General features: G+C 70.8%; 22 protein-coding genes. 7 read left to right on the top strand and 15 right to left on the bottom strand.

Going from position 1 to position 23,998, the window contains the following annotated elements:
* Position 1 precedes the first annotated feature (1 nt).
* Genes ACIBUY_RS27400 through acsA form a run of 3 tightly spaced genes read right to left on the bottom strand, consistent with a single transcriptional unit; the run spans position 2 to position 3,932 of the window.
* Positions 2–1,036 (bottom strand): alpha-ketoacid dehydrogenase subunit beta, encoded by a 1,035-nt coding sequence (locus tag ACIBUY_RS27400; RefSeq protein ID WP_399154016.1) that lies wholly within the window; start codon positions 1,034–1,036, stop codon positions 2–4.
* Positions 1,033–2,118, bottom strand: coding sequence for a pyruvate dehydrogenase (acetyl-transferring) E1 component subunit alpha (gene pdhA, locus ACIBUY_RS27395; protein WP_365571812.1), 1,086 nt, complete (start codon positions 2,116–2,118; stop codon positions 1,033–1,035). The genes ACIBUY_RS27400 and pdhA overlap by 4 nt, the downstream gene beginning before the upstream one ends.
* Positions 2,115–3,932 carry an acetate--CoA ligase gene (gene acsA / locus ACIBUY_RS27390; protein WP_399154015.1) on the bottom strand — a complete coding sequence of 606 codons (1,818 nt, stop codon included), beginning with the start codon at positions 3,930–3,932 and terminating at the stop codon, positions 2,115–2,117. Before acsA ends, pdhA begins: the two co-directional genes overlap by 4 nt.
* Before the next feature lie 310 nt (positions 3,933–4,242).
* Here acsA and ACIBUY_RS27385 point away from each other — a divergent pair, with 310 nt between their 5' ends.
* The 5 genes from ACIBUY_RS27385 (at position 4,243) to ACIBUY_RS27365 (ending at position 6,732) form a co-directional block, all read left to right on the top strand.
* Complete coding sequence (locus ACIBUY_RS27385; RefSeq protein ID WP_399154014.1) at positions 4,243–4,467, top strand: hypothetical protein; 225 nt, start codon at positions 4,243–4,245, stop codon at positions 4,465–4,467.
* A gap of 61 nt (positions 4,468–4,528) precedes the next feature.
* Positions 4,529–5,440, top strand: coding sequence for a hypothetical protein (locus ACIBUY_RS27380; protein WP_399154013.1), 912 nt, complete (start codon positions 4,529–4,531; stop codon positions 5,438–5,440).
* A gap of 11 nt (positions 5,441–5,451) precedes the next feature.
* Positions 5,452–5,874 carry a pyridoxamine 5'-phosphate oxidase family protein gene (locus ACIBUY_RS27375; protein WP_399154012.1) on the top strand — a complete coding sequence of 141 codons (423 nt, stop codon included), beginning with the start codon at positions 5,452–5,454 and terminating at the stop codon, positions 5,872–5,874.
* Positions 5,875–5,956: 82 nt separating this feature from the next.
* Positions 5,957–6,181: a DUF2180 family protein gene (locus ACIBUY_RS27370; RefSeq protein WP_399154011.1), complete on the top strand. Its 225-nt coding sequence runs from the start codon at positions 5,957–5,959 to the stop codon at positions 6,179–6,181.
* Between the two features lie 83 nt (positions 6,182–6,264).
* Positions 6,265–6,732: an OsmC family protein gene (locus ACIBUY_RS27365; RefSeq protein ID WP_365571830.1), complete on the top strand. Its 468-nt coding sequence runs from the start codon at positions 6,265–6,267 to the stop codon at positions 6,730–6,732.
* Here ACIBUY_RS27365 and ACIBUY_RS27360 read toward each other — a convergent pair.
* From ACIBUY_RS27360 to ACIBUY_RS27335, 6 genes are all read right to left on the bottom strand, one after another.
* Positions 6,691–7,038 (bottom strand): STAS domain-containing protein, encoded by a 348-nt coding sequence (locus ACIBUY_RS27360; RefSeq protein ID WP_399154010.1) that lies wholly within the window; start codon positions 7,036–7,038, stop codon positions 6,691–6,693. The genes ACIBUY_RS27365 and ACIBUY_RS27360 overlap by 42 nt on opposite strands.
* Positions 7,039–7,701: 663 nt before the next feature.
* Complete coding sequence (locus ACIBUY_RS27355; RefSeq protein WP_365571836.1) at positions 7,702–8,859, bottom strand: ROK family transcriptional regulator; 1,158 nt, start codon at positions 8,857–8,859, stop codon at positions 7,702–7,704.
* A gap of 101 nt (positions 8,860–8,960) precedes the next feature.
* Positions 8,961–10,460, bottom strand: a complete 1,500-nt coding sequence (locus ACIBUY_RS27350) for a glycoside hydrolase family 36 protein (protein ID WP_365571839.1) — start codon at positions 10,458–10,460, stop codon at positions 8,961–8,963.
* Positions 10,461–10,529: 69 nt separating this feature from the next.
* Positions 10,530–11,876 carry an ABC transporter substrate-binding protein gene (locus ACIBUY_RS27345; protein WP_399154009.1) on the bottom strand — a complete coding sequence of 449 codons (1,347 nt, stop codon included), beginning with the start codon at positions 11,874–11,876 and terminating at the stop codon, positions 10,530–10,532.
* Positions 11,877–11,959: 83 nt separating this feature from the next.
* Positions 11,960–12,859: a carbohydrate ABC transporter permease gene (locus tag ACIBUY_RS27340; RefSeq protein WP_365571845.1), complete on the bottom strand. Its 900-nt coding sequence runs from the start codon at positions 12,857–12,859 to the stop codon at positions 11,960–11,962.
* An 11-nt stretch (positions 12,860–12,870) separates the two neighbouring features.
* Positions 12,871–13,824: a sugar ABC transporter permease gene (locus ACIBUY_RS27335; protein WP_365571848.1), complete on the bottom strand. Its 954-nt coding sequence runs from the start codon at positions 13,822–13,824 to the stop codon at positions 12,871–12,873.
* A 177-nt stretch (positions 13,825–14,001) separates the two neighbouring features.
* On the opposite strand from ACIBUY_RS27335, the gene ACIBUY_RS27330 reads away from it, so the two are divergent.
* Both ACIBUY_RS27330 and ACIBUY_RS27325 read left to right on the top strand, forming a co-directional pair.
* Entirely contained in the window at positions 14,002–16,014 is a 2,013-nt protein-coding gene (locus tag ACIBUY_RS27330) for a DUF4832 domain-containing protein (RefSeq protein WP_399154008.1), read from the top strand.
* A gap of 113 nt (positions 16,015–16,127) precedes the next feature.
* Positions 16,128–17,324, top strand: a complete 1,197-nt coding sequence (locus tag ACIBUY_RS27325; protein WP_399154007.1) for a Gfo/Idh/MocA family protein — start codon at positions 16,128–16,130, stop codon at positions 17,322–17,324.
* A 63-nt stretch (positions 17,325–17,387) separates the two neighbouring features.
* On the opposite strand, the gene ACIBUY_RS27320 is transcribed toward ACIBUY_RS27325, so the two are convergent.
* The 6 genes from ACIBUY_RS27320 to ACIBUY_RS27295 form a co-directional block, all read right to left on the bottom strand.
* Complete coding sequence (locus ACIBUY_RS27320) at positions 17,388–18,707, bottom strand: alpha-glucosidase/alpha-galactosidase (RefSeq protein ID WP_399154006.1); 1,320 nt, start codon at positions 18,705–18,707, stop codon at positions 17,388–17,390.
* Positions 18,704–19,654, bottom strand: coding sequence for a carbohydrate kinase family protein (locus tag ACIBUY_RS27315; RefSeq protein ID WP_399154005.1), 951 nt, complete (start codon positions 19,652–19,654; stop codon positions 18,704–18,706). Before ACIBUY_RS27315 ends, ACIBUY_RS27320 begins: the two co-directional genes overlap by 4 nt.
* A 34-nt stretch (positions 19,655–19,688) precedes the next feature.
* Complete coding sequence (locus ACIBUY_RS27310) at positions 19,689–20,573, bottom strand: carbohydrate ABC transporter permease (RefSeq protein WP_399154004.1); 885 nt, start codon at positions 20,571–20,573, stop codon at positions 19,689–19,691.
* Positions 20,570–21,538, bottom strand: a complete 969-nt coding sequence (locus ACIBUY_RS27305) for a sugar ABC transporter permease (RefSeq protein WP_365571866.1) — start codon at positions 21,536–21,538, stop codon at positions 20,570–20,572. Before ACIBUY_RS27305 ends, ACIBUY_RS27310 begins: the two co-directional genes overlap by 4 nt.
* 9 nt (positions 21,539–21,547) lie before the next feature.
* Positions 21,548–22,891 carry an ABC transporter substrate-binding protein gene (locus ACIBUY_RS27300; RefSeq protein ID WP_399154003.1) on the bottom strand — a complete coding sequence of 448 codons (1,344 nt, stop codon included), beginning with the start codon at positions 22,889–22,891 and terminating at the stop codon, positions 21,548–21,550.
* Positions 22,892–22,993: 102 nt separating this feature from the next.
* Positions 22,994–23,821 (bottom strand): endo alpha-1,4 polygalactosaminidase, encoded by an 828-nt coding sequence (locus ACIBUY_RS27295; RefSeq protein ID WP_365571872.1) that lies wholly within the window; start codon positions 23,819–23,821, stop codon positions 22,994–22,996.
* Between the last annotated feature and the right edge of the window lie 177 nt (positions 23,822–23,998).

The raw sequence follows: 23,998 nt of genomic DNA, 5'->3' as shown, positions 1-23,998 counted from the left end.
GTCAGCCCACCGCCCGTTTCGCTGCCGCGACCACGTCCGCGACCTGGGGCAGCGCGGCCTCTTCGAGGCGGCGCGCGTACGGGATCGGAACCTCGGCGCTGCACACCCGTTCCACCGGTGCGTCCAGGTCGTAGAAGCACTGTTCCGTGATGCGCGCACTGATCTCCGCGGCGAGGCTGCCGCTGCGCCACGCCTCGTCGACGACGACCGCGCGGTGCGTGCGCGTGACCGAAGCGGTGAGCGTCGCGTCGTCCAGGGGCCGCAGCGTGCGCAGGTCCACCACCTCGGCACTGATCCCGTCCGCCGCGAGTTCGTCGGCGGCCGCGAGGGCCTTCGGCAGTGAACCTCCGTACGTGATCAGGGAGATGTCGTTGCCGGCCCTGCGCACGGCCGCGTGGTCGAGGTCGGCCGGCCCCGCGTCCGCCGGCAGGTCGCCGGAGGCGTTGTACAGGGCGCCGTGCTCGAAGATCAGGACCGGGTCGGGGTCGGCGAGGGCCGGGGCCAGCATGTACCGGGCGTCCTCGATCGTCGCGGGGGCGAGCACGCGCAGGCCGGGGATGTGCGCGTACCAGCCCTCCAGGCTGTGCGAGTGCTGGGCCGCGAGCTGCCGTCCGGCGCCCGTCGTCATGCGGATGACGAGCGGCACGGGCAGTTGCCCGCCGGACATGTGCAGCAGGGTCGCGGCGTTGTTGAGGATCTGGTCGAGGGCGAGCAGGCTGAAGTTGACGGTCATGATCTCGACGATGGGCCGCAGTCCGGCGAGCGCGGCACCGATGCCGGCGCCGACGAAGCCGGACTCCGACAGCGGTGTGTCGCGGATGCGTTCGGGCCCGAACTCCTCCAGCAGGCCGAGGCTGACGCCGAAGCAACCGCCGTAGCGGCCCACGTCCTCGCCCATGAGGAAGACGCGTTCGTCGGCGCGCAAGGCGTCCCGCAGCGCGTCGCGCAGGGCTTCGCGGTACGTCGTCTTGCGCTGGGGCTCCTCGATCGGCTCGGCCCCCTGCCCGGCACGGGGTGTCGACTGCGTGGCGGTCATGACCGGCTCCCTTCCACAGCTGCCGCGTCAGGGCTGGTGACGAAGCGCAGCAGGTCCTCGACGGGCTCCTCGGGCGCCTGCTCGGCGGCCTCGACGCTGGCGTCCACCTCGGCCGCCACCTGCGCCTCCAGGCCGGCGAGTGCCTTGCCGCCGAGCTCACCGGACGCCTTCAGCTCCTGGGCGAGGCGCTCGATCGGGTCGCGCTCCTTCCACTGCGCGACCTCGGCCTTGTCGCGGTACCGGTCGGGGTCGTACAGGGAGTGGGCGCGGAAGCGGTACGTGCGTACGTCCAGGAAGTGCGGGCCCGTTCCGGCGCGGATGCCCTCCACGGCCCGCCGCGCCGCCTGCTCGACGGCGTTCACGTCCATGCCGTCCACGCTCCAGGCGACCATGCCGTACGAGGCCGCGCGCATCGCCAAGTCGGTCTGCGCCTGGGCGCGTTCGAGGGCGGTACCCATCGCGTACAGGTTGTTCTCGCAGACGAGCAGCAGGGGCAGGCCCCACAGGGCGGCCAGGTTGGCCGTCTCGTGGAACTCCCCCTCGGCGAACGCTCCGTCGCCGAAGAAGCAGCAGGTGACACGGTCGCTTCGGCCGGTCATCCGGTCGGCCAGGGCGAGCCCCGCAGCGAGCGGCAGGCCGCCGCCGACGATGGCGTTGCCGCCGTAGAAGCGGCGCCCCGCGTCGAAGAGGTGCATGGAGCCGCCGCGGCCGTGGCTGCAGCCGGTGGACTTGCCGAACATCTCGGCCATCACGGCGTCGGCGGGAATCCCGCGGGCCAGCGCGTGGCCGTGCTCGCGGTAGGTCGACACGACGGCGTCGTCCGGCCCCAGCGCCTCGCCGACACCGACGGCGACGGCCTCCTCGCCGATGTAGAGGTGGACGAAGCCGCGGATGCGGGCGGCGCTGTACAGCTCGACGCAGCGTTCCTCGAAACGGCGAATGCGCAACATCGAACCGAGCAGCCCCAACTGGTGCGCAGCATCCATCAGTTGGGGCTTCGCAGCCTTTGCCGTCCGCCCGCCTGTCCTGCGCGGCGCGGCCGGCGCCGTGCCGCGCTTCGCGCGGCTGTTGGTGGCACTCATCCGGATCCCTCCTCCAAGGTCGACACGTCGCCTTCCGGGAGCCCGAGTTCGCGGGCGCGCAGCAGGCGTCGCATGACCTTGCCGCTGCGGGTGTGGGGCAGGTGCGCGTCGAAGGCGATCTCGCGCGGGGCGACGGCGGGCCCGAGCCTGCGCCGCGCGAACGCGAGCAGCTCGCGGCGCGTCGCGGCGCTCTCCTCGAAGCCGGGACGCAGCGTGACGAACGCCTTGATGATGTTCCCGGCAACCGGGTCGGGGCGCCCGATGACGCCGGCTTCGGCGACCGCGGGATGCTCCATCAGCGCGCTCTCCACCTCGAACGGGCCGACCAGGTGCCCGGCGGACTTGATGACGTCGTCGGCGCGGCCCACGAACCAGTACCAGCCGTCCGCGTCCCGCCGTACGAGGTCTCCGGTGAGGTACCAGCCGTCGGCGAACGCGGCCGCGGACTGCTCGTCGGCGTGCAGATAGCCGCGGAACATGGACGGCCAGCCCGGGCGCAGCGCCAACTCGCCCTCCACAGCGGGGTCTTCGACCACCGTCACGTTCCCGTCCGTGACCTTCGCCCGCCCGTCCGCGCCGCGGGCGAGGACGGCGGCCTCCACTCCGGGCAGCGGGCGGCCCATCGATCCGGGTTTGATGTCGCAGGCCGCGAAGTTGGCGATCATGATGGCGCCGGTCTCGGTCTGCCACCAGTTGTCGTGCACCGCGAGCCCGAGCACGTCCTGCCCCCACACCACCGCCTCCGGGTTGAGCGGTTCCCCCACGGACGCGACGAACCGCAGCGCGCTCAGGTCGAAGGAGTCGGGCAGGTCGTGCGGGCCGGTGCGCGGCGTGCTGCGCATGAGCATGCGCAGCGCGGTCGGGGCGGTGTACCAGACGGTCACGTGCTGCTCGGCGAGGATGCGGTACCAGCGCCGCGCGTCGAAGTCGCCCTCGTCGACGACGACTTCCACCCCGTGCACGAGCGGTGCGACGATCCCGTAGGACATGCCGGTGACCCATCCCGGGTCGGCCGTGCACCAGTACACGTCGCCCGGATGCAGATCGAGTGCGTACAGCGCGCTGGCATAGTGCGCGACGACCGCCTCGTGGACGTGCACGGCGCCCTTGGGGGTGCCGGTGGTACCGCTGGTGAAGTGCAGCAGGGCCATGTCGTCGGGCGAGGTCGCCGGGATGGTGAAGGTGTCCGGGGCGTCGGCCATCAGCGTCGCGTACGAGGCGGTGCCGGGCAGTTCGTCCGCGCCCTCACCGACGATCAGTACGTGAGCGAGGTCCGGAAGGTCGGCGCGTCGCCCGGCGACCTTGCGCCGGTACAGGTCGGCCGTGGTCACCAGGACGCGCGCGTTCGCGATCCCCAGCCGCTGTGCGACCGGATCGGGCCCGAACGCCGAGAACAGCGGGCACACCACGCCGATGCTCTTCAGCGTCCCGAGGACCACCTCGTACAGCTCGGGGCAGCGCCCCAGCAACGTGGCGACGCGCTCACCCCGCCCGATCCCCAGGCCCTGGAGCACGTTCGCGAACCGGGCGCTGCGCGCGGCCAGTTCGCGGTACGTGACCGTGGTGAGGGTGTCGTCGCGGGCGACGCAGCGCAGCGCGACGTGCGCTCCGTGGCCGGACGCGGCATGCCGGTCCACCGCTTCGTACGCGATGTTGAGGCCCTGACCGCCGGGCAGCCCGTCCAGTCGGGAGCGCGCCCAGGACCAGGAGAACGCCGCGCACGTCTTGTCGTAGTCGTCCAGCTGCGCGGGGAGGACACCGTGCGGCGAGGTCCCCGTGCCCACGGGTGATTTGCGGATGGTGTCCCAGGCCATGGCCGTCCCCCTTGCTCCGTGTCCCCGTGCTTGCTCCGTATCCCCGTGGCGGCCGGCCGCGCCGACTGTTTCGAGCATCGGGGGGTCCTCGGCCGTACGCAGGGGGCCGGATGTCCTCGGACCGGGGCCAGGCGGTACACGGCCCTTCACCCGCCTGAAACGCCACTGCCCACCAGGGCCCTCTCCGCCCTTGGCGCATGCCCGAACGCCACCTGCCAAGGCACCGTACGGCCCACGTCACCACCGGTTTCCCGGAGTTCACTTGTACTGCAGCGTTACATCGGACCACCGACACAGGAAGGCGATCACGATGCCTACGTTCCTTCCCGCCGAGTTCTGGTGGATGTTCGGTCAGCTGCTGACCGTCGCGATGATCACGCTCTTCGTGGTGATTTCTGCGGCCGAAGCCCTGTACGAGCACCTTCGGCACCACCGGCCCCCGACCGAGAAGCCCGGGGCGTCGGGGCGCAGCGCCTTCACTCCCGGCTCCGGCCGAAGTGGCGATTCCCGGCCCCTGAGTCGGCTCACGCCGTAGCTCCGGTACCGCCGGACCTGTCGTGGCAAGCGCACAAGCCCGAAAGGACGGGACGGCAGCGATGACCCTGACCGCGCCTCGAGCGCCCACCGATCACGCGTTCCTCTACTTGGTCCGCGCGGCCGCCACCGCACCGTCCCTGCGCGGCGCCCAGCCGTGGCACCTCACGTCTCAGGGACACGAACTACGGCTCTACACCACCCCTGCCCCGGGTCGTGCGGATGACGTGCCGTGCGGCGGGCCGAAAACCGTCATCAGCTGTGGTGCCGCGCTGTTCCACACGCGTCTGGCCATGCGGCACCTCGGCTTTCGGGGCCACATCCGCAGCTTTCCGGACCCCGCACAGCCCACATGTCTGGCCTCCGTCCGCTGGGGGCCGTACGACCCGCCCTCCGAGCACGAGGAGGCGATGTACCGCGCCCTGCTGCACCACCACGCCTTCGGTGCCCTGTTCGGGCCCGGCCACCTGCCCGCCGCGCTGGTCGAAGAGCTGCGACAGCAGGCACTCCGGGAAGGCGCCGGACTGTGCCAGGTGGACGACCCCGCGGCGCTACGGCGAATTTCCGAAGCGATCCACACGCCTTGGTCCGCGCCGGGCGCTCGGGGCCCCACAGCTCTCCGCCCGCAGTTCGCACCCCCTGACCTGACCGCCCTCCTGTTCACCCGCCGCGATCGCGCCGAGGACTGGCTCCGGGCGGGACAGGCCCTGGGCCGCGTCCTGCTGCACGGCGCCGCCCACGACGTCGCCGCGGTTCTGCACCCCCAGCTGTTCGAACTGCCCGGTCTGCGCGCACAGTTGCACCACCAGATCCCACTGCGCGCGCATCCCCAACTGGTCCTGCGGTTGGGCTGCGCGCCCCAGCCGTCACCCGCCCCTGAAGACCGAGAAGCCGGATCCGGGGCCGAGCACCTTGCGCGCCACTCGGGTCCGGTCAGGGCCGACCGGCCCTGCCGTCGCCCGGCAGCGCGATGAACGATGGAGGCATGCCGCAGACCGACGAACACCACGCGCTCAGCAGACAGGAATGCCTGCACCTGCTGACCACGGTCCCGTTCGGCCGCATCGTGTACACCCTTCAGGCGCTGCCCGCGGTGCTCCCCGTCGGCTTCGCCCTCGACAACGACGGTTCGATCCTGCTGCGCACTTCCGCCGCCTCACGGCTCGTCCACGCCGTCGACAGCTTCGTCGTCGCTTTCGAAGCGGACGAGATCGACATCGACAGCCGCTGCGGCTGGAGCGTGATCGTCACCGGACAGGCCGACGTGGTGACCGACCCGGCGGAAAGGGAACGGCTGTCGCACTCTGCCCCACACCCGTGGGTGGACGTCCAGGACAGCGTTCTCATACGAATCCAGGCCCACATGGTCACTGGCAGGAGACTCGCCTCCCGTCCGGTCGTCCCCTGAACGCGACCCGAGTGGCCCACCCCTCCCCACCATCCCCGGCACGACAATGGCAAGAGGAACCAACTCGCACAGGAGGCCCGCCATGCAGTGCTACGACTGCGCGCTCAAGGACTCGGCCACGCCCGCGATCGCGGTGTGCGACCGCTGCGGGTGCGGTGTCTGCCTGGGCCACGCACACGTCTCCGGCCAACTGGTACGGCACCTGGCCGGCATGGGGCAGAGCTGCGGTGACCGTCCCGCACGGCGCATGACGTGCCCGGTGTGCCATGAGGCGGAAGCAGTCGCCCCTGTACGCAGGACCGGCTGACGCCGACGGACGGCGGCGCGGAGAGCTCCGGAAGGGGCGGCCGGCACACGAAGCCCGTCCTCAGCACGCCGAGGAGAACCGACATGAACCCCACCCTGCCCACCAGTAGCCCACGCATCGGCCGTGTCGCCCCACACCCACCCACGTCCGAGCCATCGGCCCACATCGAAGTCACCCACATCGCGAACCAGGCGTACGCCGTCTTCATCCGCGACCACGAACTCACCGTCGACCAGCCGACCGAGGCCGGAGGCGACAACGACGGCCCCACTCCGGTGGAACTGTTCGTGACCTCCCTCGCCTCCTGCGTCGCGTACTACGCCGGCCGCTTCCTGCAGCGCCACCACGTGGCGTACGACCATCTGCGCGTCACAGCCGACTTCGACATGGCGGACGACCGCCCCGCCCGGGTCGCGGCCGTCCGCCTCGGCCTCCAACTGCCCGTGGAACTCAGCACAGCCCGACGGGAAGGGCTGCGCGCGGTCGTCGACCACTGCACCGTCCACAACTCACTGCGCCGGCCCCCCGAGGTCACGATCGGGATCGGCTGACCCGTCGAATGCCGCGACCTCCTCCCGGCCGGGCTGCGGCACAGCGACGACGCCCAGGCTCTCAGTGCCTTCGCTCGCCGGCTCGGGGAAGAACGAAGTGGCCCCCATGAAGCCGAACTCCAGGCCGTGCTGCTGCGCCAGCGTCCGAGCGAGACACAGCACGCCGAGCCCACCGGCCCCCAGGTGCGTGACGCCCCGGAGATCGACCAGGACCGCGGTCCCTCCGGAGCGAATGGCACCGTGCAGCAGACGGCCGAGATGAGGTTCGGTGGCCGGACCGATCTCGTGCCGGACCTCGATCACCACACATCCGGCGCAGCAGCGGACGGTGACGGGTGCAGGCTCCGGGCCGCGCTCGGCGACTCGGGCCGCATGCGCCCTCGAGGCCGCACCATGACATCGCCGGAACAGAGACACCACCGGCGGGCGCAGGGGAACGCTCCATGCCATGGCGCCCCCCTGCCCTGACCGCGATCTCAACCGCGGCCGAAGAGACGAACCCACCCCACCACGGGGCGCAAGACGGAAGTCTCCCGCTGTCACGCTCCACCCGGCAGGGCCCGTTGGTCCCCGGCCGCGGCAGCCAATCTCAAACCGGCCAAGCTGATCACCCGCCTCGAAATCCGAACGGCCCAGCCCGACTTGGCGCTCGACGACCGCACACCCGCCTGTGCGAGCGCGCAGCACATCACTCAGGCTGCGGCAGAGGACGGCGCTTGGAGCCCCCGGTGCGATCCACGTCGTGGATCGCTGGCACATCTGGAACCGGTTGCTCACTGCCGGGCTCGCGCTCGTTCTGCTCCCGATGGGGCAGCAGGCGCAGGCCCCGGATGACGCGTGGGCGGCGCCCAAAGCCCCGACCGAGCAGGCGGTGCTTGCCTCGTCCGGCACGACCGTCCCAAGATGCCCCAACCTGCCATCGGGCCGGACAGCCGGAGCCCGGACCGGTCACCGCCGAGGGCACCGCGGTCACCCCCGAGGTGCCCTCGGCGCCGCCAGTTCCGCGCTGAGCAGGCGGTTGTCGATGTCGTCGAGGGCCAGCCGCAGACCGCCGAGTGCCACGCTCTCGTCGCCGAGCGTGGAGGCGCGCAGCTCCGGCAGGCGCAGGCAGTGCTTGGCGAGTTCGCGCTGCAGGGGGTCGAGGATGATGTCGGCGGAGCGCGAGAAGCCGCCGCCCAGGACCACGATCTCGGGGTCGAGGGCCAGGACGAGTGCGGCGACTCCCACGGCGAGATCGCGCGCATAGCGCCGTACGGCCGTCTTGGCTTCGCGATTGCCCTCGCGGGCCGCCTGGAACACCCAGGCCGCTGCCTCTCCCGGTCGCGCGCTCGCGGGCACGCCCGGGCAGCCGGCCAGATGCCCGGGGGCGTCGAGCCAGCGGACGGCCTTGAGCGCGCCGATCTCGCCCGCCGCGCCGCCGTGGCCGCGGCGCAGTGTGCCGTCGAGGATGAGTCCCGCGCCGGTACGGATACCGGCAAGCAGGTACACGATGTCGTCCGCGTCCTGCGCCACGCCCTTCCAACGCTCGGCCACCGCGGCGAGTTTGCAGTCGTTCTCGACCTGGATGGGGCAGGGGAAACGGGCCGCGAAGTGGCCCACCGGGTCGGCCGAAGCCCAGCCCGGAAGTGGGGTGAACAGCGAGGTGCGGCCCTTCGCGTCGACCGGGCCGGTGACCCCGACCGTCATGCCCCAGATGTCGGACGGCGTCATGTCGACCGCTGCCAGCAGTTCGTCGATGGCCTCGTCGACCGCCGCGAGGCGCGCGCCGGGTCCCGCGTCCGGGTCGGCGGGCTTGCGCAGAGTCCGGACGAGGTTGCCCTCGAGGTCGCTCAGTACGACGAGGATCTTGTGGACGCCGATGTCGACACCCAGCGCGTGGCCCGCGTCGGCGCGGAAGCGGTAGCGGCGTGCCGGGCGCCCCACGACGCTGCGCGCGCCCGGCTCCTCGACCTCGGCCCAGCCCTCGGTGACCAGCGCCTGCACCAGGACGTCGACGGCGGGGCGGGACAGGCCCGTCCGGCCGGCGAGTTCGGTGACGGTCGAGGGCGGGTTGCCGCGCAGCGCCCACACGATGGACAGCTGGTTCATCTCGCGCATCCGGGACAGGTCGGTTCCCGTGGTCGCCATGCTGATGTACTCCCTGGTGGGGGTCGCGGTACCCGCCGCTGGATATCACTGGGCAGTTTACTAATTCCCGGGTGTCGCCCGGAGCCGATCGCGGCGTTCGGTCAGGAGATCGGATACCGCTGCTGGCCCTCGGGCCGTACGGCCGCGGTGAAGTCGACCTCGCGGCCGTCGAGCGCGAACCGGTAGCGGCCGAGCCTGCGGACCTCGGGCCGGGCCTGCAAGTAGTCGGTGAGCGCCTGGAGTTCGTCGGGGTGCAGCCAGCCCGGCGGATCCGAGATCGCGCGGAAGCCGCAGATGTCGGCGAGGTCGCGCAGCCAGCTCTGCTGATGTTCCGTCAGGAGGTTGAGCCGGCTGCGGAAGTAGATGACGTCCGGGTCGACTTCGAGCAGCGGCGACTGCCACAGCCGGTGCAGAGTGTTGACCACGGCGTTGCGGGCCAGGGCGTCGGAGGGGTCCTGGGTCGCGTAGTGCTCCCACTGCGGCGCGACGTCGGGGCCGCTGCGGATGCCGTCGAGCAGGCCGAGCGAGGGGAGCAACGGGGCGCCGCTGCCGAGCAGATACGTGTCGGGGCCGGCCGCCGCACGGATGATCTCCAGGCCGAGGCGGTACGCCTCCTCGCGTCCGATGCCCGAGGCGCGGACGCCGGGGGCCGCGGCGGCGCCGATGAAGTCGGCCTTGAGGTAGCCGAAGCCCCAGTCCCGGGTGACCCGCCGGATCATCGCGCGTACGTGGTCCTGAGCGGCCGGCACCGTGAGATCGAGCGCGTAGTAGCCGGTCCCCCAGTTGTGCCCGGTGACGACCGGCTCGCCGTCCTCGCCGCGCAGCAGCAACTCCGGCTGTTCACGGGCGGTTTCGGACTCCGGCAGGGCGATGAACGGCGCGATCCACAGACCGGCCCGCAGCCCCGCCTCCTTGATCCGGTCGGCCAGCGCCCGCATGCCGCCGGGGAACTTGTCGTTCGCCTCCCAGTCCCCGACCATCCGCTCCCAGCCGTCGTCGACCTGCACGACGTCGAAGGGCAGTCCGCGCAGCGCGGTGATGTCCTTGGTGAGCTGCTCCTCGGTGATGTTCTCGTAGTACGCGTACCAGCTGCACCACACGTTGCCGGCCCGCTTGGTGCTGCGGCCGAGCCGTTCGCCGAGCTGCGTCGCGTAAGCGGCGAAGACCTCCTCCTCGGTGCCGTACGCGAGGAACCAGGGCGCGCCCTTGGACTCGTACCAGCCGACGAGGGTGTCCTGGTCGGCGGCCAGGCGCGGGATGTCGAGGCCCAGCGCGCCGAGCAGGAGCACGTGGCCGTCGGGGCCCTCCAGCGCGGCGAGGGCGGACGAGTGGTGGCGGGCGGGATCGTCCCAGACCGTGTCGTCCGCGGTCAGCCGGCGCTCGGCGCTCTCGATGCGCAGCGGCGCCTCGGACAGCTTGCGCCAGCCGCAGGGGCTCCAGGAGTTGTGACCGTGCCGGTAGAAGAGCGCGTCACCGAGGCCGTGCAGCACGGCGACGCGTCCGGGCGGCAGCAGCAGACCGCCGTCGACGGCCAGGGGTGCGCCGTCGCCTTCGAGTTCGACGGCGAAGGTGTGCGCGCCGACGTCGAGGAGCTGAGCCATGGGTCTCCTTGCAGGTGTACGAGGGGTGGGCGGCAGGTCCGGCCCTGCCGCCCCTGACAGCGGACTGCCCTACTTGAAGAGGCCGTTGACCTTGTCGTTGACGCCCTTGAGCGCCGGTCCCGGCTGCGTCTGCCCGAGGATCACGGACTGGACGGCGTCCTGGACGAGCGGGTTGATCTCGGTGCCGTGCTCGGTGACGGGGAGGAGGAAGGTGGTGTTCTTGTCGGCGGCGACGTCGGTGAAGACGTGGATGTCACGCCCCGCCGCCCGGTGTGCGGCGAGCGCAGCCTCGGTCCCCGACTTCTGGGCGGGCAGCACGATGCCCCGCTTGCCGACCTTGTCCTGGCACTCCTCCGAGCCCAGGTACTTGACCCATTTCCAGGCCTCTTCCTTGTGCTCGGTGCCGGCCCAGACAGCGTCCGACAGACCGTTGAGGGAGCTCTTGCGGCCCCGGGGACCCGCGGGCAGCGGCGCGAACGCGAACTTCTGCTGCGCCTTGGGGTCGGTGAACGTGGAGATGGTCCAGGAGCCCGCGATCATCATCGCGCCCTTGCCCGCGCTGAGGAGTTCGGTGTTCCCGACGCTCGACTGCTTGTCGAAGCGCGGCGCGTACCCCTTGTCGATCAGGCGCTTGAACCAGGCGATGGTCTCGGCGAGCTTGGGGTCGTCGAAGTGGTAGTGGGTGCCCCAGGGGTTCTTGTCGAGATAGGTGAAGCCGTTCGAGGCGGCCAGCGGGCCCCAGCCGTTCTGTCCGGTGGCGCCGTCGGCCCACTCCGGCAGGAAGCCGTAGGTCTTCACGTGCTTCTTGTCGAAGCCGGGGTCGAGTCCGTTGCGGCCCTTGCTGTCGACGGTCGCCTTGGCGATCACCTGCTCGAACGTCCCGCCGCCGTCGGGGTTCCACGTGAGGTCGGCGAGCTCATGGGCGGAGACGCCCTGCTTCTCGAACTGGGTCGTGTTGTAGACGAGCGCCATACTGTCCCAGTCCTTCGGCAGCCCGTACCGCTTGCCGTCCTTGACCCAGACGTCGGCGAGGCCCTCCTGGTAGCCGGACAGGTCGACCTTGTCGCGGTCGACCATCGGCTGCAGGTCGAGCAACTGGCCGTTGGTGGCGAACTGCGGATAGTACGAAGCCTGGTTGGTCCATACGTCCGGGGCGTCGCCCGAGGTCAGCTGCGTGGTGAGGTTCTGCCAGTACTGGTTCCAGGCGGTCTGCGTGATCTTCACGGCGATGCCGGGGTTGGCCTTCTCGAAGGCGTCCGCGCATTCCTGGTACGCGGGCAGCTGCTTGTCGTCCCACAGCCAGTAGTCGAGCGTCGTCCTGCCCGAGGCCGAGTCGGATCCCCCGCAAGACACGAGCCCGGCGGTGGCGGCCAGGCACAGCAGGGCCGCGCCTGCGCGCCGGTGCGTCGATCGCATGATGGCGTACCTCTCTCAAGGGGTTGAGCGGGATGGGAGTCGTGGAGTCGTGCCTGTATGGGTGCGTGGGGGGGAAAGCGGGCCTACTTGATGCCGGTGAAGTTGAGCGACTCCACCAGGCGGCGGCCCAGAAGGACGAGCAGGATGAGCACGGGCAGCACCGAGAGCGCGGAGCCGGCCATGATCCCGGTCCAGTCGGGCTGGGTGTTGGGGGACTGCTGCTGGAAGATGCCGAGCGCGACGGTGAGCACGCGGGTCTCCTCGTCACGGCCGGTGAGCAGCGGCCAGAGGTAGTCCTTCCAGGCCCACACGGTGGTGGTGAGCCCGATGGTGATCAGTGGTCCGCGGCTCATCGGCAGCACCACCCGCCAGAAGATCCCCCAGGCGCCGACCCCGTCGAGTACGGCGGCCTCCTCCACCTCGCGCGGGATGGAGAGGAAGAACTGGCGCAGGAAGAAGACCGCGAAGGGGGTCATCAGGACACTGGGGGCGACCATGCCGGCGAAGGTGTTCAGCCAGCCGAGGTTCTTCACGAGGACGAAGTTGGGCAGCAGGGTGAAGATCGGCGGCACCATCAGCGCGGCGATCAGCACCCCGAACACGGCGTCCCGGCCGGGGAACCTGAGCCGGGCGAAGGCGTAGCCGGCCATCGCGCAGAACAGCGTCTGCAGGGAGGCGATCAGGCCGCTGTAGACAACCGAGTTGAGCAGATAGCGCAGGAAGTCCACCTGGGCGCCGGAGCCGCCGGCGGCCACGGCCTCCTCCTGGCTGGTCAGGCCGAGCACCCGCAGGAAGTTGATCATCGTGGGGTGCTCGGGCACGAGCCCGGTGGAATCGGAGTAGAGGTCCGCCGCCGGGGTCAGGGCGGTGCGGATCATCCAGTAGAACGGGAAGAGGGTGGCCAGCAGGGCGCAGGCGAGGACCGCCCAGGCGACGATCCGGCCCGGCGACATCTTCGCGCGGGAGGTCAGGGTGCGGGTCATGGTCACTCTCCTCAGGCCAGATCCGAGCGGGAGGCCCGCAGCAGACGCATCTGCACCGCGGTCAGCACACCGAGCACCAGCGCGAGGACCACCGCGACGGCCGAGGCATAACCCATGTGGAACTGCGCGAAGGCCTGTTCGTAGATGTAGTAGTAGATGACCCGGGTGGCGCCGACCGGCCCGCCCTTCGTGGTCACGGCGATGGTGTCGAAGATCTGGAAGGAGCCGATCAGCGAGACGACGAGGACGAGGGCGAGTACGGGGCGCAGCAGCGGCAGGGTGATCCGGCTGAACATCCGCCACTCGCCGGCGCCGTCCAGCGAGGCGCTCTCGTAGAGGTGCTGGGGGACCTGGAGCATTCCGGCGTACAGGAGCAGTGCCGTGTAGCCGGTGTACGCCCAGGTGTTGACCGCGGCGATGGCCGGCATCGCCAGGTCGGGCGAGGTGAAGAAGCCGGTGGTGCCGAGGCCGAGCGCGTCCAGGATGTGGTTGACGAGGCCCAGGTTGGCGTCGAGGAGCCACATCCACAGCAGACCCACGGTCACGTTCGGCACCAGCCACGGCACCAGGAGCATCGCCCGCAGCGCCACCGACCGGGTCAGCCGGTGCATCAGGGTGGCGAGGAGCAGCGCGAGAGCGGTCTGTGAGCCGATGTTGAGGACCACGTAGTAGGCGGTGACCTTGAGCGCGTTCCAGAACTGTTCGTCACCGATGAGGTCCGCGTAGTTCTCGCCGCCGACGAAGTTCGGCGGGGCCAGCATGTTGTAGTCGGTGAGCGAGTAGTAGACGCCGCGGAGCGTCGGGTACGCGTAGAAGAGCGCGAAGCCGACCAGGGCGGGCGCCAGGAACAGCCAGGCGGCCTTGCGGTCGTCACGTCGCCTACGTGGCCCTTTCGGCTCGTCCGCCCCGTCGCCCGGTCGGCCGGTGCTCTTGAGCAGCGGCGCAACTGCCGTGTTGGCGCCCATGGTTACGCCTCCGAAGAGATCTCGCGCCGCACCTCTTGTCAGCGTGGCGCCGTGCACACATATTGATGAGCAACAGCGAAACTTTGTCAATGCTGGCGCATAAACCCGGTATTGATCCGGGCACTGCGACTCACGGCACGGACCTGCAACTCCCCCCGTCCCCATGGAGGTTGATCCATGCGTACGTCCCTGCGCAGACGCGGCAGAGGGCTCGCGGCGGCCCTGTGCGCCGCGGCCGCGGCCCTCGCTCTGGTGGCGCTGCCCGCCGGCGCCCAGGCCGCGGACCCCGACGCCCAGGTCCACGAGAAGGCCCCCGCCCCGGTGGCCGCGGGAGCCCCTGCGCGCCCCGCACCCGGGCCGACGCCGGACCCCGCGCTGCCGGTGCACGCACTCGCCGCGGGCGACTCCCCCGTGGACAACCCGCTCAAGGGCTTCGCCCGCTTCTACCAGCCCGGCGGGGACCAGAACGCGGGCTATCCGCACTCGCTGACCTGGGCGTACTTCGGTCTGTCCGAGGTCATGAACAACGCCTCGAACTGCGGGAGTTACAACTGGTCCGTCCTGGACAGCGCCCTGCAGGAGATCGGCGAGGAGGGCCAACAGGCCGCGATCCGCTTCTACATGGAGTATCCGGGCGGCACCGGCACCCATCCCGCCAACGCCATCCCGCCCTGCTTCGCCGGAAAGGTCGCCAACCGCGACAACGCGTACTGGGGCACGACCAGCCCGGACTACGACGACCCGGACCTGCTCGCCGGGCTCAAGGACTTCATCGCCGCCCTCGGCGCGCGCTACGACGGCGACCCGCGCCTGGGCTACATCCACCTGGGCCTGGTCGGCCTGTGGGGCGAGTGGCACACCTGGCCCTACGACACCGACACGTCGGGCGACTCCTACCCGAACTACATGCCGACCGACGCGCACGGCGCCGAGCTCATCAACGCGTACAACAACGCGTTCAAGAAGACCCGGCTCGAAGTCCGCTACCCGGAATCGGCGGGCGGTGCCGCCAACGGCCTGCCGGCCATCGGCTACCACGACGACTCCTTCTGTTACCGCGAAGGCAGCCCGGCGGCCGGTGTGACGCTGCCGGTCTCGATGGGCGGTGCGCCGTGGGCCCAGTTGCAGAAGGCCGTCGAACAGGGTGTGGAGAACAAGTGGATCACCGCATCCATGGGCGGAGAGGTCCGGCCGGAGATCCAGAGCACGGCCTTCGCCAACTGGCCCGGCGGGTCCGGTTCCGTGGACAACATGAAGGCGTGCATCGAGCTCGAGCACACCACTTGGAAGATCAACGAGCGCAGTGGCGAGTACGCCGCGGGCGACCCCAACGTGGCCGCCGCCGTCCGGCTCATGGGCTATGACCTGAGCGTCAAGAACGCCTACTTCCACAGCACCGCGCAGGGCTCCACCAAGGTCGGTGTGCAGATCAGCAACAACGGTGTGGCGCCGTTCTACTACCCCTGGCAGATCAGCCTCGGGCTCAAGGACTCCGCCGGGAACGTGGTCAAGTCCTGGAACACCTCATGGGACCTGCGCAAGGTCATGCCCCTGAAGATCCGCGCGTTCCCCGACTGGAACGTCGGCTCCGACCCCACGTATCTCGACTACGGCCGCCCGCAGTACTTCGACACCGACGTGGACCTGTCGTCGGTGGCCACCGGTGACTACCAGCTCGTCATGAAGGCCAAGAACCCTCTCGAAGACGTGAGTTCCGCGGCGAAGAAGCTGCGCTTCGCCAACGCCGGACAGCAGGCGGACGGCTGGCTGAACCTCGGCGCCATGACCGTCGGCGCGGACCAGGGCTCCGACCCGAAGAGCTACGAGGCCGAGGCCGCCGGCAGCACCCTCGCGGGCGGTGCCGTCAGGGCCGACTGCGCGGGCTGCTCCGGCGGCCAGAAGGTCGGCTATCTCGGCAACGGCGCCACGCTCACGTTCAACGGGATCGACGGCGGCAGCGGCGGCACCCGCACGGTGACCCTGCACTACGCCTCAGCCGTGGCCCGCGACGCCACCGTGCAGGCCAACAACGGCACCACGCAGACAGTCCGGTTCGGCCCGACGACCGACTGGACCACCACCTCGACGAAGACGGTGCAGCTGAACCTCCAGGCGGGTACGGGCAACCGCATCACCCTCGCCAACCCGGCCGGATGGGCACCCGACATCGGCCGGATCACCATCAGCTGACCACACCACCATCGGCCGAGGGAGCACCCTCAGCCGACCGGCTCCACCCCGCGCGCCGGCCGCCGCTCCCCGGACGGCCGGCGCGCACCGATCTCCCGAAAGGCACGCACCCCATGACCGACGCCTCCCCCGACCTGCGCCTCGGCGTCCTCGGCTACGGGCTCCGCGGCTCCCTCGCCCTGCTCGGACACCGGCCGGGCCACGGCTCCCGGGTCGTCGCGCTCGCCGACCCCGACCCGGCCGTCCGTGCTGCGTCCGCCACGGACTTCCCCGGCGCGCGGATATCCGACGGCCACAAGGAGGTGATCGAGAGCCCGGACGTCGACGCCGTCCTCGTCCTCACCCCGGACCACACCCACGCCGAGATCGCCTGCGCCGCGCTGCGGGCGGGCAAGCCGGTCTTCGTGGAGAAGCCCCTGGACATCACCGTCGAACGCTGCGACGAGGTGCTGCGTACCGCCTACGAGACGGGCACCCGGCTCTACGTCGGCCACAACATGCGGCACATGCCGGTCGTCCGGCTGATGCGCGACGTCATCGCACGCGGCGAGATCGGCGCGGTCAAGACGGTGTGGGTACGGCACTTCGTGGGGTACGGCGGGGACTGGTACTTCAAGGACTGGCACGCCGAACGGCGTTACACCACGGGCCTGTTGCTGCAGAAGGCCGCCCACGACATCGACGTACTGCACTGGCTCGCCAACGGATACGCGCGACAGGTCCAGGCGCTCGGCGACCTCATGGTGTACGGGGAGCTGCCGCACCGGCGAGCGGCGGGCGAGCCCAAGACCGTGGACTGGTACACCGAGGACGGGCACTGGCCGCCGGGCACCCAGCGGGACCTGAACCCGGTCATCGACGTGGAGGACGTGTCGCTGGTCAACATGCGCCTGGACAACGGGGTGTTGGCCGCCTACCAGCAGTGCCACTTCACCCCGGACTACTGGCGCAACTACACCGTCATCGGCGATGCGGGCCGCCTGGAGAACTTCGGCGACGGCCCGGGGGCGGTGGTGAAGGTGTGGAACTCGCGGCGCTCCGGCCACCGCGCCGAGGCCGACGCCGCGTACCCGGTGCCGGACGCCGCGGACGACGCCGGGCACGGCGGCGCCGACCCGCTGCTCATCGACGAGTTCGTGCGCTTCGTCCGCGAGGGCGGCCGCACCGACACCTCGCCGGTCGCGGCGCGGATGGCGGTGGCGGCCGGCGTACGGGCCACGGAGTCACTGCGGGACGGAGGCACTCCGCGTACGGTCCCCGGCCTGGACGCCGACCTGGTCGCGTACTTCGAGCGGGGCCAGTCCCGGTGACGGAGGTCGGTCACCGTAACGGAGACCGGTCACCGTAGCGGAGACCGGTCCACGTATGGGAGGTCAGTCGCCGAGCAGCGCCCGCAACCCCGGCTGCAGGCGCTCGCCGTGCGCCCGCACCATGGCGTCGCACAGCTGCCAGATCCGCTCCACGGGCAGCGCGGCGGCCGTGGCGGGGTCGGTCATGGCGGCGTGCCGGATGTGCCGCGGCTCGTCCTCGAGCGCGGCCCGCACCACCAGGTCGTTCGCGCTGAGATACGTACGGTTGAGCGCCGCCAGCTGGGGCGGCAGCTCACCGATCCGCGTGGGCTGCACTGCGGAGCCGTCGACCAGGCACGGCACTTCGACGACGCCGTGGGCGGGCAGGTTGTCGATCAGCCCGCGGTTCGGGACGTTGCCGTAGACCGTGCGCGGGGTGCCGGTGACGACGCTGTGGATGATCTGCGGGGCGTACTCCATGGTGCCCTCGACGGCCAGCGGTTCCCCGGCGGCGAGCGCGTCCTTCGTGCGGTGGTACTGAGCCACGTTGTCGTCCACGATGCCCAGGTAGGCGCCGACCGGCAGCCGCAGCCGCTCGATCTCGCCCTCGTGGTGGAGGTACCAGGGCACGTACTCGCTGGAATGCTCGCTGGTCTCGGTCGGATAGAAGCCGAGCCGCCGGTACATGTCGACGCGCACCCGACGCCTCAACTGCACGTCCGAGGCGATCAGTTCGTCCAGCCTCGGATACAGGTCGCGGCCCTCGTGCTCGAACCGCAGCACCCAGGCCTGGTGGTTGACCCCGGCGGCCCGGTAGGTGATCTCCTCGTAGGGAACGTTCACCAGCTTCGCCAGGTCCTGCATCGTCCAGTACACCGAGTGGCACAGACCGACGACCTTCGTGAGTCCGGTGGCGGCGGTGAGGTACTGGACGTTCATGGCCAGGGGGTTGGTGTAGTTGAGCAGCCACGCGTCCGGGCACACCTCGGCGATGTCCGCGCCGAGCTCCTTGAGGAAGGGGAAGGTGCGCAGGGCGCGAAAGATGCCGCCGATGCCGAGCGTGTCGCCGATGGTCTGGCGCAGCCCGAAGCGGGCCGGGACCTCGAAGTCCGTGCGGGTGGCCTCGCCCATGCCGATCTGCACGATGTTGATGACGAAGTCGGCGTCGGCCAGGGCCGCGCGGCGGTCGGCGTGCGCGGTGACGGTGGCTCGCGCGCCCTGGTGACGCGCTATGTACGTGGCGGCGGACTGCGCTGTCGCCAGCCGCTCGGGGTCGATGTCGTGCAGCGCGATCCGCGCGTCGCCGAGCTCCGGGAAGGCGAAGAGGTCGGCCAGCAGACCTTGGGTGAAGACGACACTGCCGGCGCCGATGAAGGCGATCTTCAGATGGCTCTTGCGGCTCATACGAGAGGTGCTCCGGTACGGGTGAGGTGGGTGAGGGCCTCGTCCCAGGTGGGCTGGGCCGTGGTGCCGCCGGGTGCTCTGGTGGACAGGGCGCCGCAGACGACGGCGAACGTGAGGGCCTCGTAAGGAGGCCGGCCGTCGAGGGTCGCGGCGACGAAGCCGGCGTCGAAACTGTCGCCCGCGCCGACGGTGTCCGCGACCTCGACCGGCAGGCCGGGGACGGTGAGAAGGGCGCGCCCGTCATGGCACAGCGCGCCGTCCGCACCGTTCTTGACGACGGTCAACGGGCCGCGGGCGGCCAGGAGTTCGGCCGCCTCACGGACACCGGGCACGTCTGATCCCGTCAGGCGCAGGGCTTCCTGGGCGTTGGGCAGCAGGATGTCGGTCTCGGCGAGTACGGCGTCGAGCCCCTGCCACCGGTCGGCCGGGTCGTCCTGGGTGTCCAGGGAGGTGGTCGCACCGTGGGCGCGGGCGGTGCGCAGCACGGCGGGCAGGTCGGCGGCGAGCCGCGGCTGCAGGAAGTAGGAGGCGGTGTGCACGTGGCGGCTCGCGGCGAGGAGCTCCTCGGGGACGTCCGCGCCACTGACGGCGGTGAGGGTGCCGGGCGAGGTGAGGACGGCCCGGTCGGCGCCGCGGGTGAGGACGACGGTCAGCGGGGTGGGCCGGTCCTGATCCATGTGCAGGCCCCGGGTGGCGATGCCGCGTGCGGCGAGGGTGTCGCGCAGATAGCGTCCGGCGTCGTCGTCCCCGACCCGCCCCGCGAAGGCCACCCGCAGGCCGAGGCGCGCGGCACCGCAGGCCATGATCGCGGCGGAGCCGCCGACGGTGAACGAGCCGGATTCCACCAGCTGTTCGCGCTGGCCGAAGGCGAGCGGCCCGTCCAGCGGGCCGAGGATCACGTCGGGGTTGGCGTCCCCGACGACGAGAAGGTCGTACTGGTGCGGCATGGGTGCGTCCCCTGAGTTCGTACGAGAGAAGGTGTCAGCCCTTGAGGCCGCTGGAGGTGAGGGAGCGGATGAAGGTCTTCTGCGCGGCGAGGAAGGCCAGCAGCACCGGCAGCACGGTGAGCACGTTCCCGGCCATCACCGCGGACCACCGGGTGTGGTGCTGGCCCTGGAAGGTGGTCAGGCCCAGTTGCAGCGTGTACTGGGTGTCGTGGTTGATCGCGATCAGCGGCCAGGACAGGTCGTTCCAGGTGCTCAGGAACGTCAGCACGGCGACGGTGGCGAGCGCCGGGCGGGCCAGCGGCAGCACGATCGACCAGAGCACCCGCAGCCGTGAGCAGCCGTCCATCCACGCGGCCTCCTCCAGTTCGCGTGGCAGCGAGAGGAAGAACTGCCGCAGCAGGAACACTGCGAACGGGGTCACCAGCGAGGGCACGATCAACGCGCCCAGGGTGTCGATGAGTCCGAGCTTCTTCATCACCAGGAAGGTGGGGATCATCGTCAGCTGGAACGGCACCGCCATGGTCGCCAGCATCAGCACGAGCAGCAGCCGCGAGCCACGGAAACGCATCCGGGCGAAGGCGTATCCGCCGAGTGCGCCGAAGAGGAGGTTCGAGGCGACGGCGACGCCCGAGACGATCACCGAGTTGAGCAGCCAGCGCGGGAACATCGCGTTGCCCAGCACATAGCGGTAGCCGCCGAGGTCGAGATCCGAGGGCCACAGGGCGGGCGGGAAACGGTTGATCTCGGCGTCGTTCATCACCGAGGTGATCAGCAGCCACAGGAGCGGCAGGGCGAACAGCGCGGCGAGCGGTGCGAGCAGCAAGTGCCAGGCGCTGAAGGGCAGTCGGAAACGGCGGTGGGTGCGAACGGCTTCGGCGGCCGGGCGTCGGGCGGCCTCGGGCAGGGCGGTGGTCGTCATGAGGCGGCTGCTTCCGTACGGGAGGAGACGACGGGTTCCGTACGGGCGCGGCCGCGGACGATCCGCAGCAGCACGGCCATCAGGAACAGCGCCAGAGCCAGGACGTAGGCCGCGGCCGCCCCGTATCCGGCGGTGAAGTTCTTGAACGCCTGCTCCCAGATGAAGTAGACGATCACCGTGGTGGAGCCGAGCGGACCGCCCTTGGTGGTCACGTACACCAGGTCGAAGACCTGAAGCGCCTGGATGGTCTGCCACAGGAGCAGGAAGACGCTGACGGGGGCCAGCGCGGGCAGGGTGACATGGCGAAGGAGGTGCCGGCGGCGGGCTCCGTCCAGTCGGGCCGCCTCCATCAACTCAGGCGGTACGTCCTGGAGCGCGGCCAGATAGATGACGGTGCACAGACCCGTGCCGCTCCACAGCGTGATGGCGACCAGGACGTACAGGGCCTGGGAGGGGTCGGTGAGGAAGCCCTGGGCGGAGACGCCGAGGTGGTGCAGGACCGAGTTGGCGGCGCCGAACTCGGGGTCGAGGACGAAGGAGAACAGCACGCCCTGCGCGGTGGCGGAGACCACGAACGGGACGAAGAAGAGGGTGCGGTACAGGCCGACGAAGCGGATCCGCCGGTTGAGCACCAGGGCGAGCGCGAGGCCGGCCACGATGCTCAGGGGCACGTACAGGAGGGTGTAGACGACCGTGTTCCGTACGGCCTCGTGGAAGTGCGGGTCCTGGGCCAGGGCGCGGTAGTTGTCGAGGCCCACCCAGCGGCTGGGGGTGACGAGGTCGCTGGCGCGGAAGGACAGCAGCAGCGACCAGAGCACGGGCACGACGCTCAGGCCGACGATCACCAGCACGGCCGGTGAGACGAAGGCCCAGGCGGTGGCGGCCTCGGTACGACGGCGGCGGTTTCTCGTCCTGCGCGCTGCGCGGTCGGGTGGCAGGGTCACGGGCGTGGGAAGTCTCGGCATGTCGGGTCCTCAACGCGGTATCAGGAGGGCGGCGTTGGCGTCTTCGGCGCAGGCGCGGATCGCCGCCGCGGGGGCGGCGCGGCCGAGCAGCACGGAGACGATGGCCTCCCCGAGGGCCTGGGAGATACGGGGATATGCGGGGTGCACCGGGCGGACCCGGGCCGAGGTCAGGGCCTTGGTGAACGCGGGCATGCCGGCTGTGTCGTTGGCGTGCGCGCGCCAGGCGGGGCTCGCCTCGCTGCCGCTGCTCAGCGGCAGACTGCCGGCCTCCACGTCCCAGCGGCTGTCCTGGGCGGGCCGGGTGAGCCAGGTGACGAAGGTACGGGCGGCCTCGGCGCGCGCCTCGCCGTTGTCGAAGACCGTCCAGGTGTCGGGCCCCGAGATGGTGACGGGGTCGCCGTCGAAGGTGGGCAGCGGCACCACGTGGTAGTCGAGCTTCGCCTGGGTGATGTCCGGCAGTTGCCAGGGTCCGGTGGGCACCATGGCCATCCGCCCGGACAGGAACACCTTGTACATCTGCTCGCTGCCGGGCTTCGGGTCCACGTAGACGCTCTTGTCGCGCACCAGGTCCCGTACGACCTCGAGAGCCCGTACGCCTTCCTCGGCGAAGCCGATGTGCTTGCCGTCCTCGGCGATCACCTCTCCGCCCGCGCCCCAGATCAGGGGCCACAGGCGCCACACCGTGTCCTCGTCGCCGGTGCCGGGCCAGCCGGTGCCGAAGCGGCCCTGGTCCGCGTCGGTGAAGCGCCGGGCCAGGTCGGTGAACTCGGCCCAGGTCCAGCCGGGTTCGGGCAGGTCGATGCCGGCCTCGGCGAACAGCCTCTTGTTGCAGACCACGGCCAGGCAGTCGACCATCGCGGGCACCGCGCGGACGCGGCCGTTGACGGTGACGGCCTCGCGGGCCGAGGGCCAGTAGCTGTTCCAGGGTGTCGGATCGCTCCGTACGTGCTCGGTGAGGTCCACGACCTGCGGGCTGCGCGCGACGCTGGCCAGGTCGGAACCGAAGATGAACGCCACATCCGGATAGGCGCCCGAGGCGAGTGCCGCGGTGACCTTCTGCAGCATGGCGTCGGCCAGGACTCCGCCGCCGAGGTCGACATGGATACGGGGATGGGCCCGGTGGAAGTCGGCAACCAGGCGCTTGAGCACCTTCAGGGCGGTGTCCGTCTGGCCGTGCCACAGCTGGATGGTGACGCTGCCGTCGGCGCCGACCCCGTCGGACGCTCCGCCCGCGCAGCCGGAGAGCGCACCGGCGAGCCCACCGGTGAGTCCGCTCGCGAGCGCGGCGGCCGAGCCGGCGCGCAGCACGCTGCGGCGGGCCGGTGCCCGGGGTCCGCGGGGTGGCGCGGTCATGAGGGCCTCCAGGGAGTTCACGGTTGGGCTGAGGGATCCGGGACGCCCGGCCCGCGGGGTGGTTCCGCGGGCCGGGCGCTCCCGGTGGATTCCGGCGGAGGGTCAGCAGGTCCGGCGCAGATAGCCGCTGCTGCCCGCGGGCGAGACGTCCACGTCGCGGCGGACGATGCTCAGCTCGCCGCCCCAGCCCTCGCAGGCCTTGCGCAGTCCGCTCGCGGTGTACTCGATCACGACCACGTGGTTGCCGTACTCGGCGGTGAAGTCGTCGCACTCGCCGTACGCGCCGCACTCCTCGACGACCGCGAAGTCGAGGCCGCTCTCCTTGCCCGCACCGGCGAGTTCGGCGGTGTTCTTCTGGGCGATGGCCAGGCCCTTGCCGTGGGCGCGGTCGGCGAGCAGGGAGATGAAGGCCTTGGCCTGGTTCGCGGTGAGGTAGTCGGGGAAGCGCGTGAAGGTGTCGTAGTTGTCCGGCTCCACCGCCTGGAACCCCTTGGCCGCGCAGCCGTCGATCCAGCCGCCCACCTTGGCGGCGATGCGCTGGCGCTTGGCGGCGGTGCGGATGTCGAGGACCGCCTCGCCCCAGTCGCCGTCGTAGACGACCTCGCCGCTCGCGTCCCGCAGGAGAAGGTCGGCGTCCCACTGGCCCTCGGCGCCGGGCTGCGCCTGGAAGGCGTTCACGTAACAGATGTTGTACAGGCCGGGTGCCGGGGCCGCCTCGTGGTCCCGGCTGACCACCTTCACGCCGGCCGGCGGGGTGTACGCGCCACCGATCTGGTAGTCGAAACCGGCGTGCGGCGGGGGCAGGGAGACCGCGCTCGCACCGGCCGAGGCCGTGTTCGGGAGAAGGAGGCAGGCCGCTGCCGCCGCGAGGGCCGCGGTCGCCGCCATGGACTTGCCTTTGCTCTTGCTCAGCACACGCTTGAGGCTCATCGCAGAGCTCCACAGAGGGAGGGCACGTCCCCGCCTCGGACACGGAAGGTCCTGGCGACTCAGTCCGGGCTCGCGGCCGTGGCCGCACACCGGCTAGGCGTACCTCTGCGCCGAGGTTCGACATCGGCGTGCCAGGGAGTTAAGCGAGCGCTGCCGAGCATGTCAAGAGCGGGAACT

It is taken from the genome of Streptomyces sp. NPDC050085 (assembly GCF_044460595.1).
Classification (GTDB): Bacteria; Actinomycetota; Actinomycetes; order Streptomycetales; family Streptomycetaceae; genus Streptomyces.
This window is presented reverse-complemented; position numbering and strand designations above follow the sequence as displayed.